This window comes from Ruegeria sp. BA2, from assembly GCF_056539605.1.
Map to the genome: position 1 here is coordinate 389,721 of NZ_JBQFVE010000002.1, position 15,440 is coordinate 405,160.

Annotated in this window: 13 protein-coding genes; 7 read left to right on the forward strand and 6 right to left on the reverse strand. The window is 54.9% G+C overall.

The window, feature by feature from the left end; genetic code table 11:
• Positions 1–18: 18 nt before the first annotated feature.
• Together ACR0NN_RS06440 and ACR0NN_RS06445 are read left to right on the forward strand one after the other, a co-directional pair.
• Positions 19–996 carry an HlyD family secretion protein gene (locus tag ACR0NN_RS06440; RefSeq protein ID WP_170723323.1) on the forward strand — a complete coding sequence of 326 codons (978 nt, stop codon included), beginning with the start codon at positions 19–21 and terminating at the stop codon, positions 994–996.
• On the forward strand, positions 993–2,510 hold the full coding sequence (locus tag ACR0NN_RS06445) for a DHA2 family efflux MFS transporter permease subunit (protein WP_170723324.1): 1,518 nt from the start codon (positions 993–995) through the stop codon (positions 2,508–2,510). Before ACR0NN_RS06440 ends, ACR0NN_RS06445 begins: the two co-directional genes overlap by 4 nt.
• On the opposite strand, the gene crcB is transcribed toward ACR0NN_RS06445, so the two are convergent.
• Positions 2,507–2,869: a fluoride efflux transporter CrcB gene (gene crcB, locus ACR0NN_RS06450; RefSeq protein WP_170723325.1), complete on the reverse strand. Its 363-nt coding sequence runs from the start codon at positions 2,867–2,869 to the stop codon at positions 2,507–2,509. The two genes, ACR0NN_RS06445 and crcB, sit on opposite strands and share 4 nt — an antisense overlap.
• Positions 2,866–3,387 carry a fluoride efflux transporter FluC gene (locus ACR0NN_RS06455; RefSeq protein ID WP_480684148.1) on the reverse strand — a complete coding sequence of 174 codons (522 nt, stop codon included), beginning with the start codon at positions 3,385–3,387 and terminating at the stop codon, positions 2,866–2,868. The genes crcB and ACR0NN_RS06455 overlap by 4 nt, the downstream gene beginning before the upstream one ends.
• A 98-nt stretch (positions 3,388–3,485) precedes the next feature.
• Between ACR0NN_RS06455 and ACR0NN_RS06460 the strand changes: the two genes are divergently transcribed.
• Entirely contained in the window at positions 3,486–5,066 is a 1,581-nt protein-coding gene (locus ACR0NN_RS06460) for an FMN-binding glutamate synthase family protein (RefSeq protein WP_170723453.1), read from the forward strand.
• A gap of 6 nt (positions 5,067–5,072) precedes the next feature.
• Here the strand turns inward: ACR0NN_RS06460 and ACR0NN_RS06465 are convergent, their stop codons facing one another.
• Genes ACR0NN_RS06465 through ACR0NN_RS06480 form a run of 4 tightly spaced genes read right to left on the reverse strand, consistent with a single transcriptional unit; the run spans position 5,073 to position 8,989 of the window.
• A complete protein-coding gene (locus ACR0NN_RS06465) occupies positions 5,073–5,729 on the reverse strand; it encodes an ABC-type transport auxiliary lipoprotein family protein (protein ID WP_170723326.1) in 657 nt (218 codons plus the stop codon).
• Complete coding sequence (locus ACR0NN_RS06470) at positions 5,726–7,042, reverse strand: MlaD family protein (RefSeq protein WP_170723327.1); 1,317 nt, start codon at positions 7,040–7,042, stop codon at positions 5,726–5,728. The genes ACR0NN_RS06465 and ACR0NN_RS06470 overlap by 4 nt, the downstream gene beginning before the upstream one ends.
• Before the next feature lie 5 nt (positions 7,043–7,047).
• Positions 7,048–7,863: an ABC transporter ATP-binding protein gene (locus ACR0NN_RS06475; RefSeq protein WP_170723328.1), complete on the reverse strand. Its 816-nt coding sequence runs from the start codon at positions 7,861–7,863 to the stop codon at positions 7,048–7,050.
• A 1-nt stretch (position 7,864) separates the two neighbouring features.
• Positions 7,865–8,989 (reverse strand): ABC transporter permease, encoded by a 1,125-nt coding sequence (locus ACR0NN_RS06480; protein WP_170723329.1) that lies wholly within the window; start codon positions 8,987–8,989, stop codon positions 7,865–7,867.
• A gap of 420 nt (positions 8,990–9,409) precedes the next feature.
• On the opposite strand from ACR0NN_RS06480, the gene aspT reads away from it, so the two are divergent.
• From aspT to ACR0NN_RS06500, 4 genes are read left to right on the forward strand one after another with little or no spacing between them, the layout of a single operon-like run.
• Positions 9,410–11,080: an aspartate-alanine antiporter gene (gene aspT, locus ACR0NN_RS06485; protein WP_480684151.1), complete on the forward strand. Its 1,671-nt coding sequence runs from the start codon at positions 9,410–9,412 to the stop codon at positions 11,078–11,080.
• A gap of 18 nt (positions 11,081–11,098) precedes the next feature.
• Complete coding sequence (locus ACR0NN_RS06490; protein ID WP_170723331.1) at positions 11,099–12,715, forward strand: bifunctional aspartate transaminase/aspartate 4-decarboxylase; 1,617 nt, start codon at positions 11,099–11,101, stop codon at positions 12,713–12,715.
• A 55-nt stretch (positions 12,716–12,770) separates the two neighbouring features.
• A complete protein-coding gene (locus tag ACR0NN_RS06495) occupies positions 12,771–14,672 on the forward strand; it encodes a PAS-domain containing protein (RefSeq protein WP_480684153.1) in 1,902 nt (633 codons plus the stop codon).
• Positions 14,673–15,374 (forward strand): response regulator transcription factor, encoded by a 702-nt coding sequence (locus ACR0NN_RS06500; RefSeq protein ID WP_170723333.1) that lies wholly within the window; start codon positions 14,673–14,675, stop codon positions 15,372–15,374.
• The last annotated feature ends 66 nt before the right edge of the window (positions 15,375–15,440 follow it).

The window sequence follows — 15,440 nt, forward strand, 5'->3', positions numbered from 1 at the left end:
CTTGAAGGAGCGCTGCTGATGAAACGTTTAAAAGCAGTAGCCGTCGCTGGAATTATTGCTGCGATTGCGGTGGGCCTATTGCTGTATTGGCGGCATGAAGAGCGCTATCCTTCGACCAATGATGCGTACATTGGGGCCAATATCATTTATGTGGCTGCGCAGGTGACCGGGCAGGTATCAAACCTCGCGGTGATCGAGAACCAGCCGGTCAAGTCAGGTGATTTGCTGTTCACAATTGATCCGACACAGTTCAAGGCCTCGGTCGATCAGGCCCAGGCTAATCTGGATAGCGCCATTCAGCAGGCCGAGTCTTTCTCGCACCAGATCACCGCTGCGCAGGCCGCCGTCGAAAGCACCTCTTCGTTCTACGATACTGCGCAGAGTAATCTTGAACGCGCCCGAGCCTTGTTCTCGGACGGAGATCTGGCTCAGGCTTCGCTGGATCAAACCACATCCGAATTCGCGCAGGCTTCGGCCCGATTGACCACTGCCCGATCCGAGCTTTCCGCGTTGCAAAGTGGTCTCGCGGCCCGGCAGGACAATGTGTTGTCTTCACAGGCTGCATTAGAGATCGCGCAGGCCGATCTTGCCTGGACCAAAGTCTACGCCGCGGCCGATGGCTGGATTGCGAATCTGGCTCTGCGGCCAGGGTCGTCGGTTTCGGCCAATGCACCGCTGTTTTCCATCGTCGAGTCGTCTGAGTGGTGGGTGGACGCCAATTTCAAGGAAACATCGCTGACCCGCATTCGCCCGGGTCAGTCCGTCACCGTGCAAGTCGATATGCTTCCGGGGACAACCCTGACCGGCAAAGTCGCTTCTATCGGCCGCGGCTCGGGTGATACGTTTTCTTTGCTACCGTCCGAAAACTCCAGCGGTAACTGGGTAAAGGTCACCCGGCGGTTCCCGGTGCGGATTGAGCTTGATCCCACTGACGCACTGCTTCGCGTCGGGGGCAGCAGCAAGGTCATAGTGGATACCACCGGAACCGATCAATGACCGAACCAGGCCACATCAATCGTGTGATTGTCGTGGCCGTTGTGCTCAGCGCCATACTCGAGGTTCTGGACAGCACTATTGTCAACGTTGCATTGCCGCATATCCAGGCGGCGTTTGGGGCTACCACCGATCAGGCGACATGGATATTGACCAGCTATATCGTCTCGGCTGTAGTGGTTATGCCGCTGACCGGGTTTGTCGCGCGCCGCGTAGGACGGCGTCGGCTGATCCTGACTGCCGTCACAGGTTTTGCAACCATGTCTGTCATGTGTGGTCTGTCATGGAGCCTAGAGACCATCGTCGCGTTTCGCCTTGCACAGGGCATGTTCGGCGCGTTCCTGATCCCGCTATCTCAGTCCATCTTGTTCGATGCGTTCCCACGTGAGAAACGGGGGCAGGCAATGGCGGTTTTCGGCCTCGGCGTTGTGGTCGCACCAGTGTTGGGCCCAACTGTGGGCGCGGTATTGACCGAGTATTTCTCGTGGCGAATGGTGTTCTTTGTTAATCTTCCTGTCGCTGCAATGGCCCTGCTGCTATTGGCTGGCGAACTGCCCGATGACGAAACCGAGAACGTCGGCATCGATTGGAAAGGGCTGGCACTGCTAGCGCTTGGTATTGGCTGCCTGCAATTTGTGCTTGATCAGGGTGAGACGAAAGATTGGCTCTCTTCTCGCATCATCCAAATCGCACTGATTGCGTCGGTCATGGGTGCTGTGGGCTTTATTGTACATGCACTGACGTCCCGGAGCTCGGTCGTTGATCTACGGCTTTTTGCGGATCGCAATTTTGCCTTGTGCAATCTGATCATCGCGGGTTTTGCGATCTCTTTGTTTGGCGGGATCGCCATCCTTCCAACCTTTGTGCAGAACTTGCTTGACTATCCGGTCATCGAGTCCGGTCATCTGTTCATTCCTCGCGGCATCGCAGCTGGCGCTTCCATGGTATTGACGGGCGCTGTTCTGGTTACGCGGTTTGATCCGCGAGTTTTGGCAGGACTGGGGATGCTTCTGACTGCAGTCGGAAACTTCATGGTAGGGATGCTCAACCTGAATGCCGGGTTCTGGCAATTGGCATGGCCAGGTTTTGTCAGCGGCCTAGGGATGGGATTGGTCTTTGTGCCTATGTCGATTTTGGCATTCGAAAGCATCAGCAAGGCCCGACAGGACGAGGCCTCGGGCCTGTTCAATGTAACAAGACAGCTGGGATCATCAGTGGGTATCTCGTTGGTTGGCACTTGGGTCGTGCGAGGCTTGCAGACCAATACCGCAGCGCTAAGCCAGAATGTGACGCCCTATAATCCTGCAGCACAGGCTTACCTTGCCCCGCTCGGGCTGACACCCGAAAGCGCAGAAGGCGCCGCAATTCTGGGGCAGGAGATTTCCCGGCAGGCCGAGATGATTTCATACCTCACAGTGTTCAACAATCTTGGATTGCTTGCCTTGGCGACGATCCCGTTGCTGTTCTTCTGCCGTGCCCCGAAGCCTGATCAAAGGGCTTCGGCCCCTGTACACTAACGTGTCAGAACAAGACCCAGCCAAAGCGCGGACCAGCACAAGACGAGGCTGAGAATGATATTTCCAACGGCAAAAACGATTGTCCGCTCGCGATGCAGCTGCAGTGACTGATAGGCAAAGCTCGAAAACGTGGTGAAGCCGCCGCAAAACCCAAAAACAAGACGTTTTTCCTGTTCACCCATTTCAGCCGAACCGCCCAAAAAGCCGATCCACAGCCCCAGCAGGAGACTGCCCAGAACATTCACAATCAGTGTCGCGTAGGGTAGGTCATGCGTCACCCGAAGCGTCAGCCAATGCCGCAATACGGCCCCCAACCCTCCGCCCAAAGCAAACATGGCGTGTAGATACAGGGCCGTCATTGCCGGGTTTCCCGGAATTGGCGTCGCCCCAATGCTTCGCCCAGAACCGCTGCGGCGAGGCCAAATGCAATTTCTGCACTTACGGCGATAATTACGAACCAGTTTCCAGTTTCTGCAAGTCGTTCCAACTCGGCAACGAACGAAGAAAAGGTGGACAATCCGCCGCAAAACCCGACGGCACCCAGATGCAGAACGTGCGCATGAACCCGTTTTCGAATGGCATAGAGCCAACCAAGAATAAAACAGGCTACAATATTGATGCCAAACGTTGCTGTGAGGAACGGAGCACCTGGGATTTCCAGCGAAAAGAGCTCTCTTAGCAACGATCCGGCAGCGCCGCCAACAAAGACGGCTGAGTACATGAGCGCGCGATGACTGAATGCAGGGGCTGAACTAGACACTGCGATTATCCCTGCGTTGACCGGTCTTCCATTCGGCATACAGATTGCGATTGTGCGGATCAACCGGCCTTGCTGACCCAAAGGTTGCGCTTGTTTGAAACGCAGGGGCTTGCGCATTCAGACCAATCTGTTCCACGCTCTGTTTGAAGGTTCGGTTCATGGACCTGAAACCGATCAAGGTCACGCTGTTTCAGCGCTACTCAGGGAAGCATAAAATGATTGTTCGCAGGCTTTATTATATCCTCAGCTATGTTTGCCTCCCGCTGACTTTGCTTTGGGGTTTTTACTGGCCACCTGCCCATTGGCTGCTGATCATTCTGATCCCCTACGCGATCATCGGTCTCTACGATATGCTGACGACCAAGCATAACGTGCTGAACAACTATCCGGTTCTGGGGCATTTCCGCTATATGCTGGAGTTTGTCAGTCCTGAGATCCGGCAATATTTCGTTGAAACCAACGAAAGCGGGCGGCCTTTTAATCGGATCATCCGCAGCCTGGTTTATTCCCGCGCCAAGGGGCAGGTTGATACTCAGGCGTTTGGTACCCAATACGATATCATGACCGTAGGCTATCACCGGGCCGATCATTCGCTGGCCCCCAAGCACGTTGAAGAGAGCGAAGAGCGGGTGGTGCTGGGGGGACCGCAGTGTGACAAGCCTTACAACGCCTCGCGCCTGAATGTATCCGCGATGAGTTTCGGTGCGCTCAGCGCCAATGCGATCCGCGCTTTGAATGGTGGCGCAAAAGATGGTGGTTTTGCGCATAACACGGGCGAGGGCGGTCTTTCGCCCCACCATCTGGCCGAAGGTGGTGACATCATCTGGCAGATCGGCACAGGGTATTTTGGTTGCCGCACAGCTGATGGCGGGTTCGATAAGGATCTGTTTGCTGAAAAAGCCAGGAAAGACGTCGTCAAAGCGATTGAGATCAAGCTATCGCAGGGGGCGAAGCCGTCTCACGGCGGAGTTCTTCCGGCTGCTAAGGTCGATGAAGAAATCGCCGAGATTCGCGGAGTTCCGGTGCATCAGGATGTGATTTCTCCACCCATCCATTCTGCTTTTGATGGGCCGACGGGGTTGATGCACTTTGTCCAACATCTGCGAGAGATGTCTGGTGGCAAGCCCGTGGGTTTCAAACTGTGCATCGGGCGTCGGTCCGAATTTATGGCAATCTGCAAAGCGATGCTGGAAACCAAAATCCTGCCCGATTTCATAACGGTGGACGGCGCGGAAGGGGGGACAGGCGCTGCACCTGTCGAGTTTACCAACCGCTTAGGAATGCCTCTGAATGAGGCCCTGATTTTTGTGAATAATTGCCTGCGCGGCGTAGGTCTCCGGGACAAGATACGCGTGATTAGTTCAGGCAAGGTTGCGACCGGGTTCGATATGGTCGAGAAATTCGCTTTGGGTGCGGACATGTGTAACGCAGCGCGGGCGATGATGTTTGCAGTGGGGTGTATTCAAGCGTTGCATTGTAACACCAACCGTTGCCCCTCGGGCGTGGCGACTCAGGACCCGATCCGTGGTCGTGCGGTAAACGTGCCCCAAAAACGGCAACGCGTGCACCGGTTCCACGATGCGACATTAGAAAGCTTCCGCGAAATACTGGGGGCTATGGGCAAAGCAAAAGTATCGGACTTGCGGCCTGCCGACATCCGTCGTCGCACAGCAGATGAACAAGAGCGCTCTTATGCCGAACTATTCAGCTTTTTGGATGATGGTGCATTGTTGGGCAAGAAGATCCCAGAAGAATTCGCTGCAGACTGGCAAGCTGCTTCAGCCAGCCAATTCTAGCGCTACCTAGCTTGGGTTTGATCTCGGATTATTGAGCGTGTGGGTGTGGATTCTGCGAATGCTCCATTCAACCGCATCTCGCATGGTCTTGCCCAAAGCGACATCAAAGGCCTCAACCAGATCAGGTGTCTGATCTGTGGCCGCTAGCACGGCTTCCTGAAAAGAACTTGAGGCTATGATCTTGTCCTCGTACTCATCGATGATCTTGATATTTATACGAACCTCTACGCGAACCGTCTTCGAGTTCTCGGTTTCGCTGATGACGATCCCCTGAAATTCTCGCAGATCAGGCGCGATCACATAATCCGCACGTAGGCCGACTGTCGAGCGTCCAACGGCGGCAACTTTGCCCGAATTCTCATAGCTTTCGACCATTAAGGCCTGCACAATCAGCGGTGCGCGATCAACCCAGCGGGCTCGGGGCAGATATTGAACCTGCAACAAGGTCGGTTGCACGGCTATTTGGTCGGTGTTTACCGCAGCCGTCGCCGTGGGTTCTTCGACAACGATCTGTTTTTGGATACGCGGCAAAGACGTAGAAAACGTGCTTTTTGGTGTCAGCAAATACAGGTCGTTCGGCTTGGACGCTTGCCGGAGCGTCCCAAGGCCAGTGCAACCCGTCAGAGCAGCCAATATCAGAGTGAAAGCTAAGGTCCGTATCATTGACGAAACTCCGATGCTTGGGTGCCTAATAAAAAGCGGGCCGGGTCACGTTCGACCTTGTCGACCAACCGATCGAGACTGATGACCAGACGTTGCGATTCCTCGATGAACCGGATGAATTGGGGCAAGCCGACGCGCAAGAAATCCGAGACCTGACGCCGGTTATCCTGAACGACGCCATCAATAGTGGCCAACAAATCTGAAGCCGATTTCGAAGCACTGAGGACATCGTCAGAAATTTCGTCGATCTTTTGGGTGATATTCGAGACGGTTTCCGCAACCTGATTGGCCGCCTTGCTCACATCCGCTGCGACCGGAGAAATATCTTCGTCCATCACGCGGTTGGCCGAGTCAAACGCTCTCTCTGCCGAAGCAAGCGCCCCTTTTGCCGAATCCATGGTCGATGTAACTGATTCAAGAGTGGTGTTTGCGTTCAAAACAGTTTCGCTTATCACGCCAAGCGTGACGCTGCCCTCATCAGACAATTGGGTCAGCCTCTCAGCAAGGATTGAGCCACGTTCGATAAAGGGCCTAAGGTCTTCCTGAATCACTCTTTCAGCACTGACAATGGCGCTGTTTGCAGTCTCTAGCGTCGTTTTGGCAGTGTCTGAAGTCTCTCTGATACTCTTCAGCGTGTCAGTTCCAGTGCTCAACGTCGTCTCGGCAGTATTCGCCAAGGTATCCAGCCTCTTGGTAAATTCTCCAACGTCTTTGGCAGCACCGCCCAAATCAGACGAGAGCGACTGGAAATCCGTCAGAGTTTTATCCAGTTTACCCGACGCGTCCGCCAGATTGGTCAGGATATCCGAAACGGCCTTGCGGTTTTTGTCATCGACAACGGAATTGAGATTTTCCAACAGCGTGACAGCCTTTTCCAGCACCTCTGGCGCTCCTTCCAGCAAGGACTGGATCGAGCTGCGTTTGCTTGGGATAACGCTGTTCTGGGCCAGCTTTTCTGCAGTCGGAGACCCACCGGAAAGCTCTACATAGGCCACCCCGGTTACGCCCAGAGATTGCAACTGTGCAATGGTTTCCTTTGTCACCGGAATATCGGCGTCAACTTCAAGTCGCACCCGCACTTTAGAGGGATCATCTTTATCCAAATTAAGTGAAATAACCTGGCCGACCGGCAAGCCATTATAGTTCACACCGCCCGCTGCTGAAAGGCCCGAAACATTGTCGAAAAGCACATCATAATAGGCGTATTGCCGGGTCACTTCGAATTTGGCGAGCCATAGAAAGAACCCGAAGGCACCTAGAATGCCCGCCAAGGTAAACGCACCGATCAGGATATAATTCGCTCGGGTCTCCATCGCCTCTACCTGTCCTGCCCCTTCTGCTGGGCCGCGCGGGCGCGGGGGCCTGTGAAATATTCCTGAACCCAAGGATGATCGACCTTGGTCATCTCTTCTATTGGACCTTCAACCAGCACACGCTTTTCCGCAAGTACCGCGATGCGGTTACAAATGGCATAAAGACTGTCCAGATCATGGGTCACCATGAATACGGTCAGCCCCAGCGCATGCTGAAGTTCCCCAATCAGGTCATCATAGGCTGCAGCACCGATTGGGTCTAATCCAGCAGTTGGCTCATCCAAAAACACGATCTCGGGGTCCAGCGACAAGGCACGGGCCAAGGCCGCACGTTTGCGCATTCCGCCGGATAATTCGGATGGAAACTTGCTGCAGCTCAACTGAGGCAGACCAACCAGACTGATCTTGAGGCCCCCAAGCGCGGCCATCAGTTTTTCGCTGATACCAGTATGTTCGCGCAGCGGCGCCATCACGTTCTGCAGCACGGTCAGCGAAGAGAACAACGCCCCGTCTTGAAAGGCCACACCCCAGCTTTTTTCGATCCGCTGACGCTCTTCTTCCGGGCCGTTGAGAACATCGACGCCCAGAACCTCGATACTACCGGATTTTGGTTTGTTCAGGCCTACGATCGTGCGCAGCAGGACCGACTTCCCGGTGCCCGAGCCACCAACAACACCCAGTACCTCACCTCTCCAGACATCGAGGTTAAGGTTGTCGTGAACCACCTGCTCGCCGAACTGGTTGGTCAGATTGCGTACCCGAATAACGGCTTCGCGTTTGGTGTCGGATTGCGGTTTGTCTGTTAGCGGGGTTCCGTCCATGTCAGACCCCCAACTCTGAGAAGAAGATCGAAAAAAGGGCGTCGATGGCGATGACCATAAAGATAGATTGCACCACCGAGGCCGTCGTGCGCTGACCAACGCTTTCGGATGACCCTTTGACTTGCATGGCCTGCCAGCAGGCAATGACGCCGATCACCAGCGCGAAAAACGGTGCCTTGATCATTCCGACCGCAAGTTGTGCGACACCGGTATTTTCCTTAAGCCGAGTCAGGAACATGCCCGGGCTGACGCCAAGGTCGATCCAACTCATCAACGCGCCGCCGATCAGGCCCGCCATGTCGGCGACAAAGCCCAGGATCGGCAACATGATCAGCAGCGCTAGAACGCGCGGAATGACCAGCACTTCAATCGGGTCCAGCCCTAGCGTTCTCATCGCATCGATCTCTTCCTGCACCTTCATCGACCCGATTGAGGCCGTAAACGCCGACCCGGACCGGCCCGCGACAATGATCGCGGTCAACAAGATGCCCAGCTCACGCAGGATCGAGATCGAGATCAACTCGACCACAAAAATCTCAGCGCCAAACTGTTTCAACTGCGTTGCACCCTGAAAGGCCAAAACGACGCCGATTAGGAAGCCCATCAAGGAAACGATCGGCAGCGCCTTGAAGCCGACCTGCTCCATTTGCGAAACCAGTGCAGCACGGCGCAGCCGCCATGGCATGATCAAGGTCCGGACCAACCGATGCAACGTAAGACCCAGAAAGCCGATGATCGACAAGGTATCTTGCCAAGCGCCAAATGTCTTTTGCCCGATCCGGGCCACCCAGTTGATGAGGCCACGAGGCGGGAGTTCTTCTCCGGTTTTTTCGGGAATGTTCTGCGATACCGTCTCGATCAACGAAGAATGCGCCGGTTCCAACCCGTCGAACTTGACCTGAACGCCTGTCGATCCAAGGCGTTGCACCAGATTGGCAACAAGCCAGGCCCCTCCAGTATCCAACGCCTCGACCTGAGACATGTCGACAGTCGTATTTTTCCCATTGGGTTTTAGGGCCGCGAAATCCCGCTCGACACGATCGAGGGATTGCGTCCGCAAATCGCCCGCAATCCTTATACAAACGCCGGTTGCGTTGGTCTCAGAAATAATCGTCGGCCGTGTCATAGCGGTATGTGATGGCAAACGACGGGTACCTGCAATGGAATTGTTCAAAGAAGCCGGTATTTTGCGGATACGCATTGCGATGGTGCGACAGTGGCCATCTCTGTCTGGAGTCTTGTTGATGTCGAGCGGCCGTGCGATGCGAGAATTGTTACTATAACGATCTTGTCCCGCTGCTCAGAAGTAGCAAAGCATCAAAGGCGGTGATTAGTCGCCACAGTTGTTAATATTCAGATAATTATAGACAATTACTGTTCTTGCGTTATCGTGAGGCCTAAATTTTCCTGTTGTGGCTGAATTATTCGAGCATGCGGCTTGGTCGGTTTGCGTACTAGAATTTCAAGGCGTCTGGCCTTGTCACCGACTCTTGCCTCGGAGGCCTGTCTGGCGCGGATTGAGAGGTGAAAAATGGTTGGTTGGTTGGTGAATATTCTTCAAACCTACCCTGAATTGGCGGTGTTCCTGTCCATCGGCATCGGGTTTCTCGTTGGGCCTTGGAAGCTGATGGGTTTCAGTCTGGGTACGGTCACAGCAACGTTGCTGGCGGCGGTTGTGATCGGACAGGCCCATATCGATATCGACTCGGCAGTCAAATCGACCTTTTTCATCTTGTTCATCTTTGCAGTAGGCTACGGAGTAGGACCACAATTCATCCGTGGTCTGAAAGCCGATGGCGCGAGAGAGGTGTTCTTTGCGCTCAGCGTATTGGCCCTATGTCTGGTTATCCCGATCATTGCCGCCAAAGTGGCGGGGTTAGAACTTGGATATGCAGCTGGGTTTTATGCAGGGTCGCAAACGATTTCAGCGGCAATCGGCGTGGCCACCGACCAGATCGGCCAGCTAGGGCTGCCGGCGGAACAGGCCAAGACCTATGCCAACCAAATCCCAGTGGCCTATGCAGTAACTTATATCTACGGCACCATCGGATCAGCCATCATTCTGGCCAAGATCGGCCCACGTCTGATTGGCGTTGATCTGGTCGCTGCCTGCAAGGAATACGAAGCCAAGCTGGGCGGAAGCGCCGCAGTCGAAACCGGCGACGGCATCGTTTCGGCCTATCGCGCGATTGAAGCGCGGGCCTTTGAGATACCTGAAGACAGCAATCTGCTGGGGCAACCGGTCAAAGATCTGATGCCCGGTGTACGCATCTATGCTGAACGCCTCAGGCGCGATGGACAGATTATCGAAGTTGACGACAACACCATGTTGCAAGCTGGGGATGTTGTGATGTTCTCCGGCCGCCGCTCTGATTTAGTAGGACTGCTTGAGAAAAATTTGACCGAGGCCGACGCGCCGGAACTGCTGAGCATCCCTTCGGAAAAGCTGGATGTGCTGATCACCAGCAAAGAAGTGCACAACAAAACACTCGAAGAGCTAAGCAAACTGTCAATCGCGCGGGGCATCTATGTTACAAAGCTGATGCGAAATATGCAGGATCTGCCTCTGCTGCCGGGTACTGTTGTGCATCGTGGTGACATCGTCACCATTCAAGGCAGCAAGCGGCATGTTGAGGCCGCAGTTGCCAAGATCGGTTATGCCGATCGCCCGGTAGACACAACAGATCTGGCCTTTGTCGGTTGGGGGATATTCATCGGCGGCATTATCGGAACACTGTCCGTCATGATGGGTGGCTTCCCGATCAGCCTGTCCACCACCGGTGGCGCGTTGCTTGCCGGGTTGGTACTGGGCTGGCTTCGCACGGTTCACCCAACCTTTGGACGCATTCCAGGCCCGGCGTTGTGGTTGATGAACACGCTGGGACTTAACGTCTTTATTGCAGTAATTGGGATCACCGCTGGGCCAGGATTTATCGCTGGGCTGCAGCAGGCTGGTATCGCATTGTTGTTATGGGGGATCGTCGCAACATCGTTGCCGATGATCTTCGCGGTTTATGTCGGGCATTACGTGTTCAAGTTTCACCCGGCCATTCTGTTTGGTGCCTGTGCAGGCGCACGAACCACCACGGCTGCGCTGGGGATGATCCAGGAAGCCGCGCAAAGCCGCATTCCTGCGCTTGGCTACGGAATGCCGTACGCGATCGGGAACACTTTGCTAACCATCTTCGGGATGGTTGTTGTTTTGATCTTAAGCTGATTTGGAAAGGTTCATGTTATGGATAGAGTAACGCTGCACGATTACGAAGCACTCAGCCCGTTTCAGATCAAGGATGAGTTGATCAAACTGGCATCGGCCGAAGCGCGAAAGGTCAACAGCGCTTTTCTGAACGCAGGTCGCGGCAATCCCAACTGGGTCGCCACTCGCCCGCGCGAGGCGTTCTTTGCCCTTGGTCAATTTGCGATTACCGAGTCCAAACTTGTGATGAACCACCCCGCAGGATTAGGCGGAATGCCTGCGCAGAAGGGTTGCTATGAACGGCTGAAAAGCTGGGCGACTGACCATTCTGACACTCCGGGTGTGGATACGCTGCTAGAACTTGTAGCACATGCCATTTCCGCGTTTGACTTCGATGCAGATGAGTTTGTGCATGAGCTGACAGATTCCATCATCGGTGACAATTATCCGGTCCCCGACCGCATCCTGAAACACAACGCCACCATCGCCCACGAATATCTGATGTGGTCCATGTGCCGGGGGCACCGGCCTGATGCGCAATTTGATCTGTTTGCGGTCGAAGGTGGCACTGCAGCGATGTGTTACATCTTCAAATCGCTCAAGGCCAACCGGCTGCTGAACCCGGGTGACACGATTGCGCTGTGCACGCCGATCTTCACACCATATCTGGAAATGCCTGAGCTGGAGGATTACAGCCTTGAATCCGTCCATGTGGAAACCGATGAGGAGGATGGGTTTCAGCTAACCGACGCAGCGGTAGAAAAGCTCAAAGATCCCAAGGTCAAGGCGTTCTTTCTGGTCAATCCCGGCAATCCGTCTTCTGTTGCTCTAAGTACCGCATCACTGCGCAAACTGGCGGATCTGGTGGAAAACCACCGCCCGGACCTGATCGTGCTGACGGATGACGTGTATGGAACCTTCGTACATGATTTCACCTCGGTCATGGGTCACCTGCCTCGCAATACGATTGGGGTTTATTCCTACTCGAAGTATTTCGGCTGTACTGGCTGGCGTCTTGGAGTGATCGCCGTTGCGCAAGACAACATCTTCGACCTCAAGCTGGCGGATCACCCGGATGAGATCAAACAAGCATTGGATAAGCGCTATGGCACGCTTAGCCTCACGCCGCGTGAAATCCGCTTTATTGACCGGCTGGTCGCCGACAGCCGCGATGTAGCCTTGAATCACACCGCCGGGCTATCGCTGCCCCAGCAGGTAATGATGGCCCTGTTTTCCTTGAGCGAACTCGTCGACACCAAGAAAATCTACCAAACCGCTTGCATGGAACTGGTTCAGCGACGCTTTAGACTCCTGACCGAAGCTTTGGGGATCGAAGTACAAGCAGGGGAACATTACGACGCATATTACGGGATCATCGATTTCGAATACTGGCTACGGAAATACGTCGGCGAGGATGTCGTAGCATGGATCAAGCAGAATGTTCACCCGCTGGATATCGCGTTCAAACTGGCTGAGGACTATGGCATTGTCCTTTTGAACGGCAGCGGGTTTGACGCGCCAGGCTGGTCGGCCCGCGTATCCTTCGCCAACCTGCCGGATGAGGCTTATTCGCAAATCGGAACGGCTGTTCGATCGGTCGCGCGCGGCTATGTTCAGGCCTACCGTTCCGCGAACAATATGCCGCTGCATGGGTAGCTAAATCTCCCTACACCTGCGCTTGAACTGGTGTTACCCATAAGCGCAGGGGAGGATGATTTTGGACATATCCGAACAGCGCATCAAGGCGATGACGACGGCTGGCCTGAACCTGATCGGGCAGGCACTGTCGATCTATGATAGCCAACTGCGGCTGGTGGTCAGCAATCTGCGGTTTCAGGAAATGTTTGGTTTGCCGGACGCATTGGTCGAACCGGGCGCCTTGTTTCGCGACACGATTCAATTTCTCGCGAGCCGAGGAGAATACGGCGCTGAAGGTAACGTTGACGAAATGGTTGAGATCCGGGTCGCGCAGGCTTTGGCATTTGAGCCGCACTATATGGAGCGCACCCGCCCCAATGGCCAGGTGATCTCGGTCGAAGGTGCGCCTTTGCCAAATGGAGGTTGGGTTGCTGTCTATACCGACATTACGCGAACCAAACAGGTCGAAGAGTTGTTGCGGGCCCGGTCGGAAGAATTGTCAGACCAACTGCTGAGCCGCGCCGAAGCGCTTTCTGCAACAAACCGAAAGCTAGAGGCGAGCATCACAGCGCTGGAAGAAACGAAGCGCCAGTTGACTGAGATCGAGGCTCGCACGCGGATGACGACCGAGATGATGCCGGCCCATATTGCGCATTTGGATGCTGATGGGCGTTACGACTACTCAAATCGTCGCCTCAGCTCGGTCATGCCCGGGCGGCCATCGGACATTTTGGGCCTTCATATTTCACGGGCTTTGGGATCATCAGCCTATGGCCGCGTGAAGCCGCATCTGGAGCAAGCCTATGGAGGGCAACCGTCGGTTTTCGAATTTACCGAGGATCAGGATTCGCGCCGCATCCGCGTGTCATTCACGCCGGATAAGGCGGGGGGTGTTTATATCATGTCGGTGGACATCACCGAAGAAACCCAGGCGCGTGTTGCCCTTCAGCAAACACGGCGTCGGGCTATGGCTGCGCAGATGACTAGTGGACTTGCGCATGATTTCTCGAACTTGCTGACCATCATTCTCGGGATGCAGGCCCGCTTGGAGAAAATGGAACTACCGGCAGAGGCTGGCCAGCTCGTCTCGGCCACGCAGCAAACAGCGCGACGCGGTGGCCAATTGCTGAATCGCATCGCCGATATGACCGGCAATCGTACACCTCAGCCACAGGCAACCGATATGAGCGGATTGCTTGAGGATTTGCGTGTGCTCGCCACGCCTTCCTTGCCGCAGGGCGTGGGATTGTCAGTCGTGAATACGCTTCCCGACAATGCGTTGATGCTTGATCCTGGGATGGTGCAGGACGCGTTGTTAAATCTGGTGCTAAATGCACGGGATGCTTGTGGCACTTCTGGCCAAATCACGATCACTGCGCATGCAATTGGGACAATTTGGGTCGAGATCACGGTATCCGATACAGGCCCGGGATTTTCCTCGGAAGCCTTGGAAAAGGCGTTGAACCCATTCTTTACGACGAAAGGCAGCGATGGATCGGGGCTGGGGCTGCCCATGGTCTATGACACCGTTAAACTGGCCGGCGGTGATTTGAATTTGCGGAACACGCCTTCGGGCGCTTCAGTTGTGATACGTTTGCCTTATCGTCCGGCGCCACAAACGCAGGCAGGTCTCGTACTGTTGGTTGAAGATAGTGATGAGCTACGTAGCCAGTTCCGGGATATGCTGGTCGAGTTGGGGTGCTCGGTGATCGAGGCAAGCTCGGCCGATGAGGCTTTAGCGTTAACTTCCGACATCAGCGATATCGCACTGGTGCTTTCGGACATCAGGCTGGAAGGAAACAGAACTGGGATCGATATTGTCGACCGCTTGGACGGTGCGTTGCCCTGTATTTTAATGACATCGCTGCCGCTTTCTGATCCGCTGCATCATCAGGCGCTGACGCGCGCACCAGTTCTGAGCAAACCCTTCACGCCGTCACAATTGTCGGCGCTGATCCGAACCAAGGCCGCTTAGATGAAACAACCATTGGTGACCATCCTCGATGACGAACCAGAAATCCGCCGTATCTTGACCGATGCTCTGGAGGATGCCGGTTTCCGGACTCAAAGCTTTTCCCGTGCCCGTGAATTTGAGGCTTCACTAAAACGGGTCACGCCGGATCTTTGTCTGGTGGATCTGTCTTTGCCGGATACCGACGGGCTGGCTCTTGTGCATCGATTGGCGCTTGAACAAGGCGCCGCTGTCATCATTATCTCGGGCCGTGCCCAGGTGCAGGACAGGGTGACAGGGCTAGAGCTTGGGGCTGATGACTACATCACAAAACCCTTTGATCCTGCCGAAGTGATCGCTCGGGTCCGGGCGCGCCTGCGCTCGTCTGGGCCAGCGACGCAGAATTCGGATATTGCCGAGTTCAATGGGTGGACTGCGCATTTTGACCGGTATCTGCTGATCGATGCAGAAGGCATCGAAACCCCTTTCAGCCATGCCGAAGGTGAGGTTCTGCGCCTCTTCCTTGAAAGCCCCAAACGCCTCATCAGCCGTGCCCAAATGCAAGAAATGCTGGGTGGCGCAGCTGGTGACAGCTTTGACCGGGCTATGGATGTAAGGATTTCCCGCTTACGGACGAAGCTCGGAGAAGACCCGAAAAATCCGCGACTTATCAAAACGATATATGGCGCCGGATACATCTTTCTTGGCGAAGTTTCATGGTCTTAGATAGGAGATATCCGGACCTGGACTACCGATTGGTAGTTCGACAACGCCTTGCCTGCTATTCCAGCT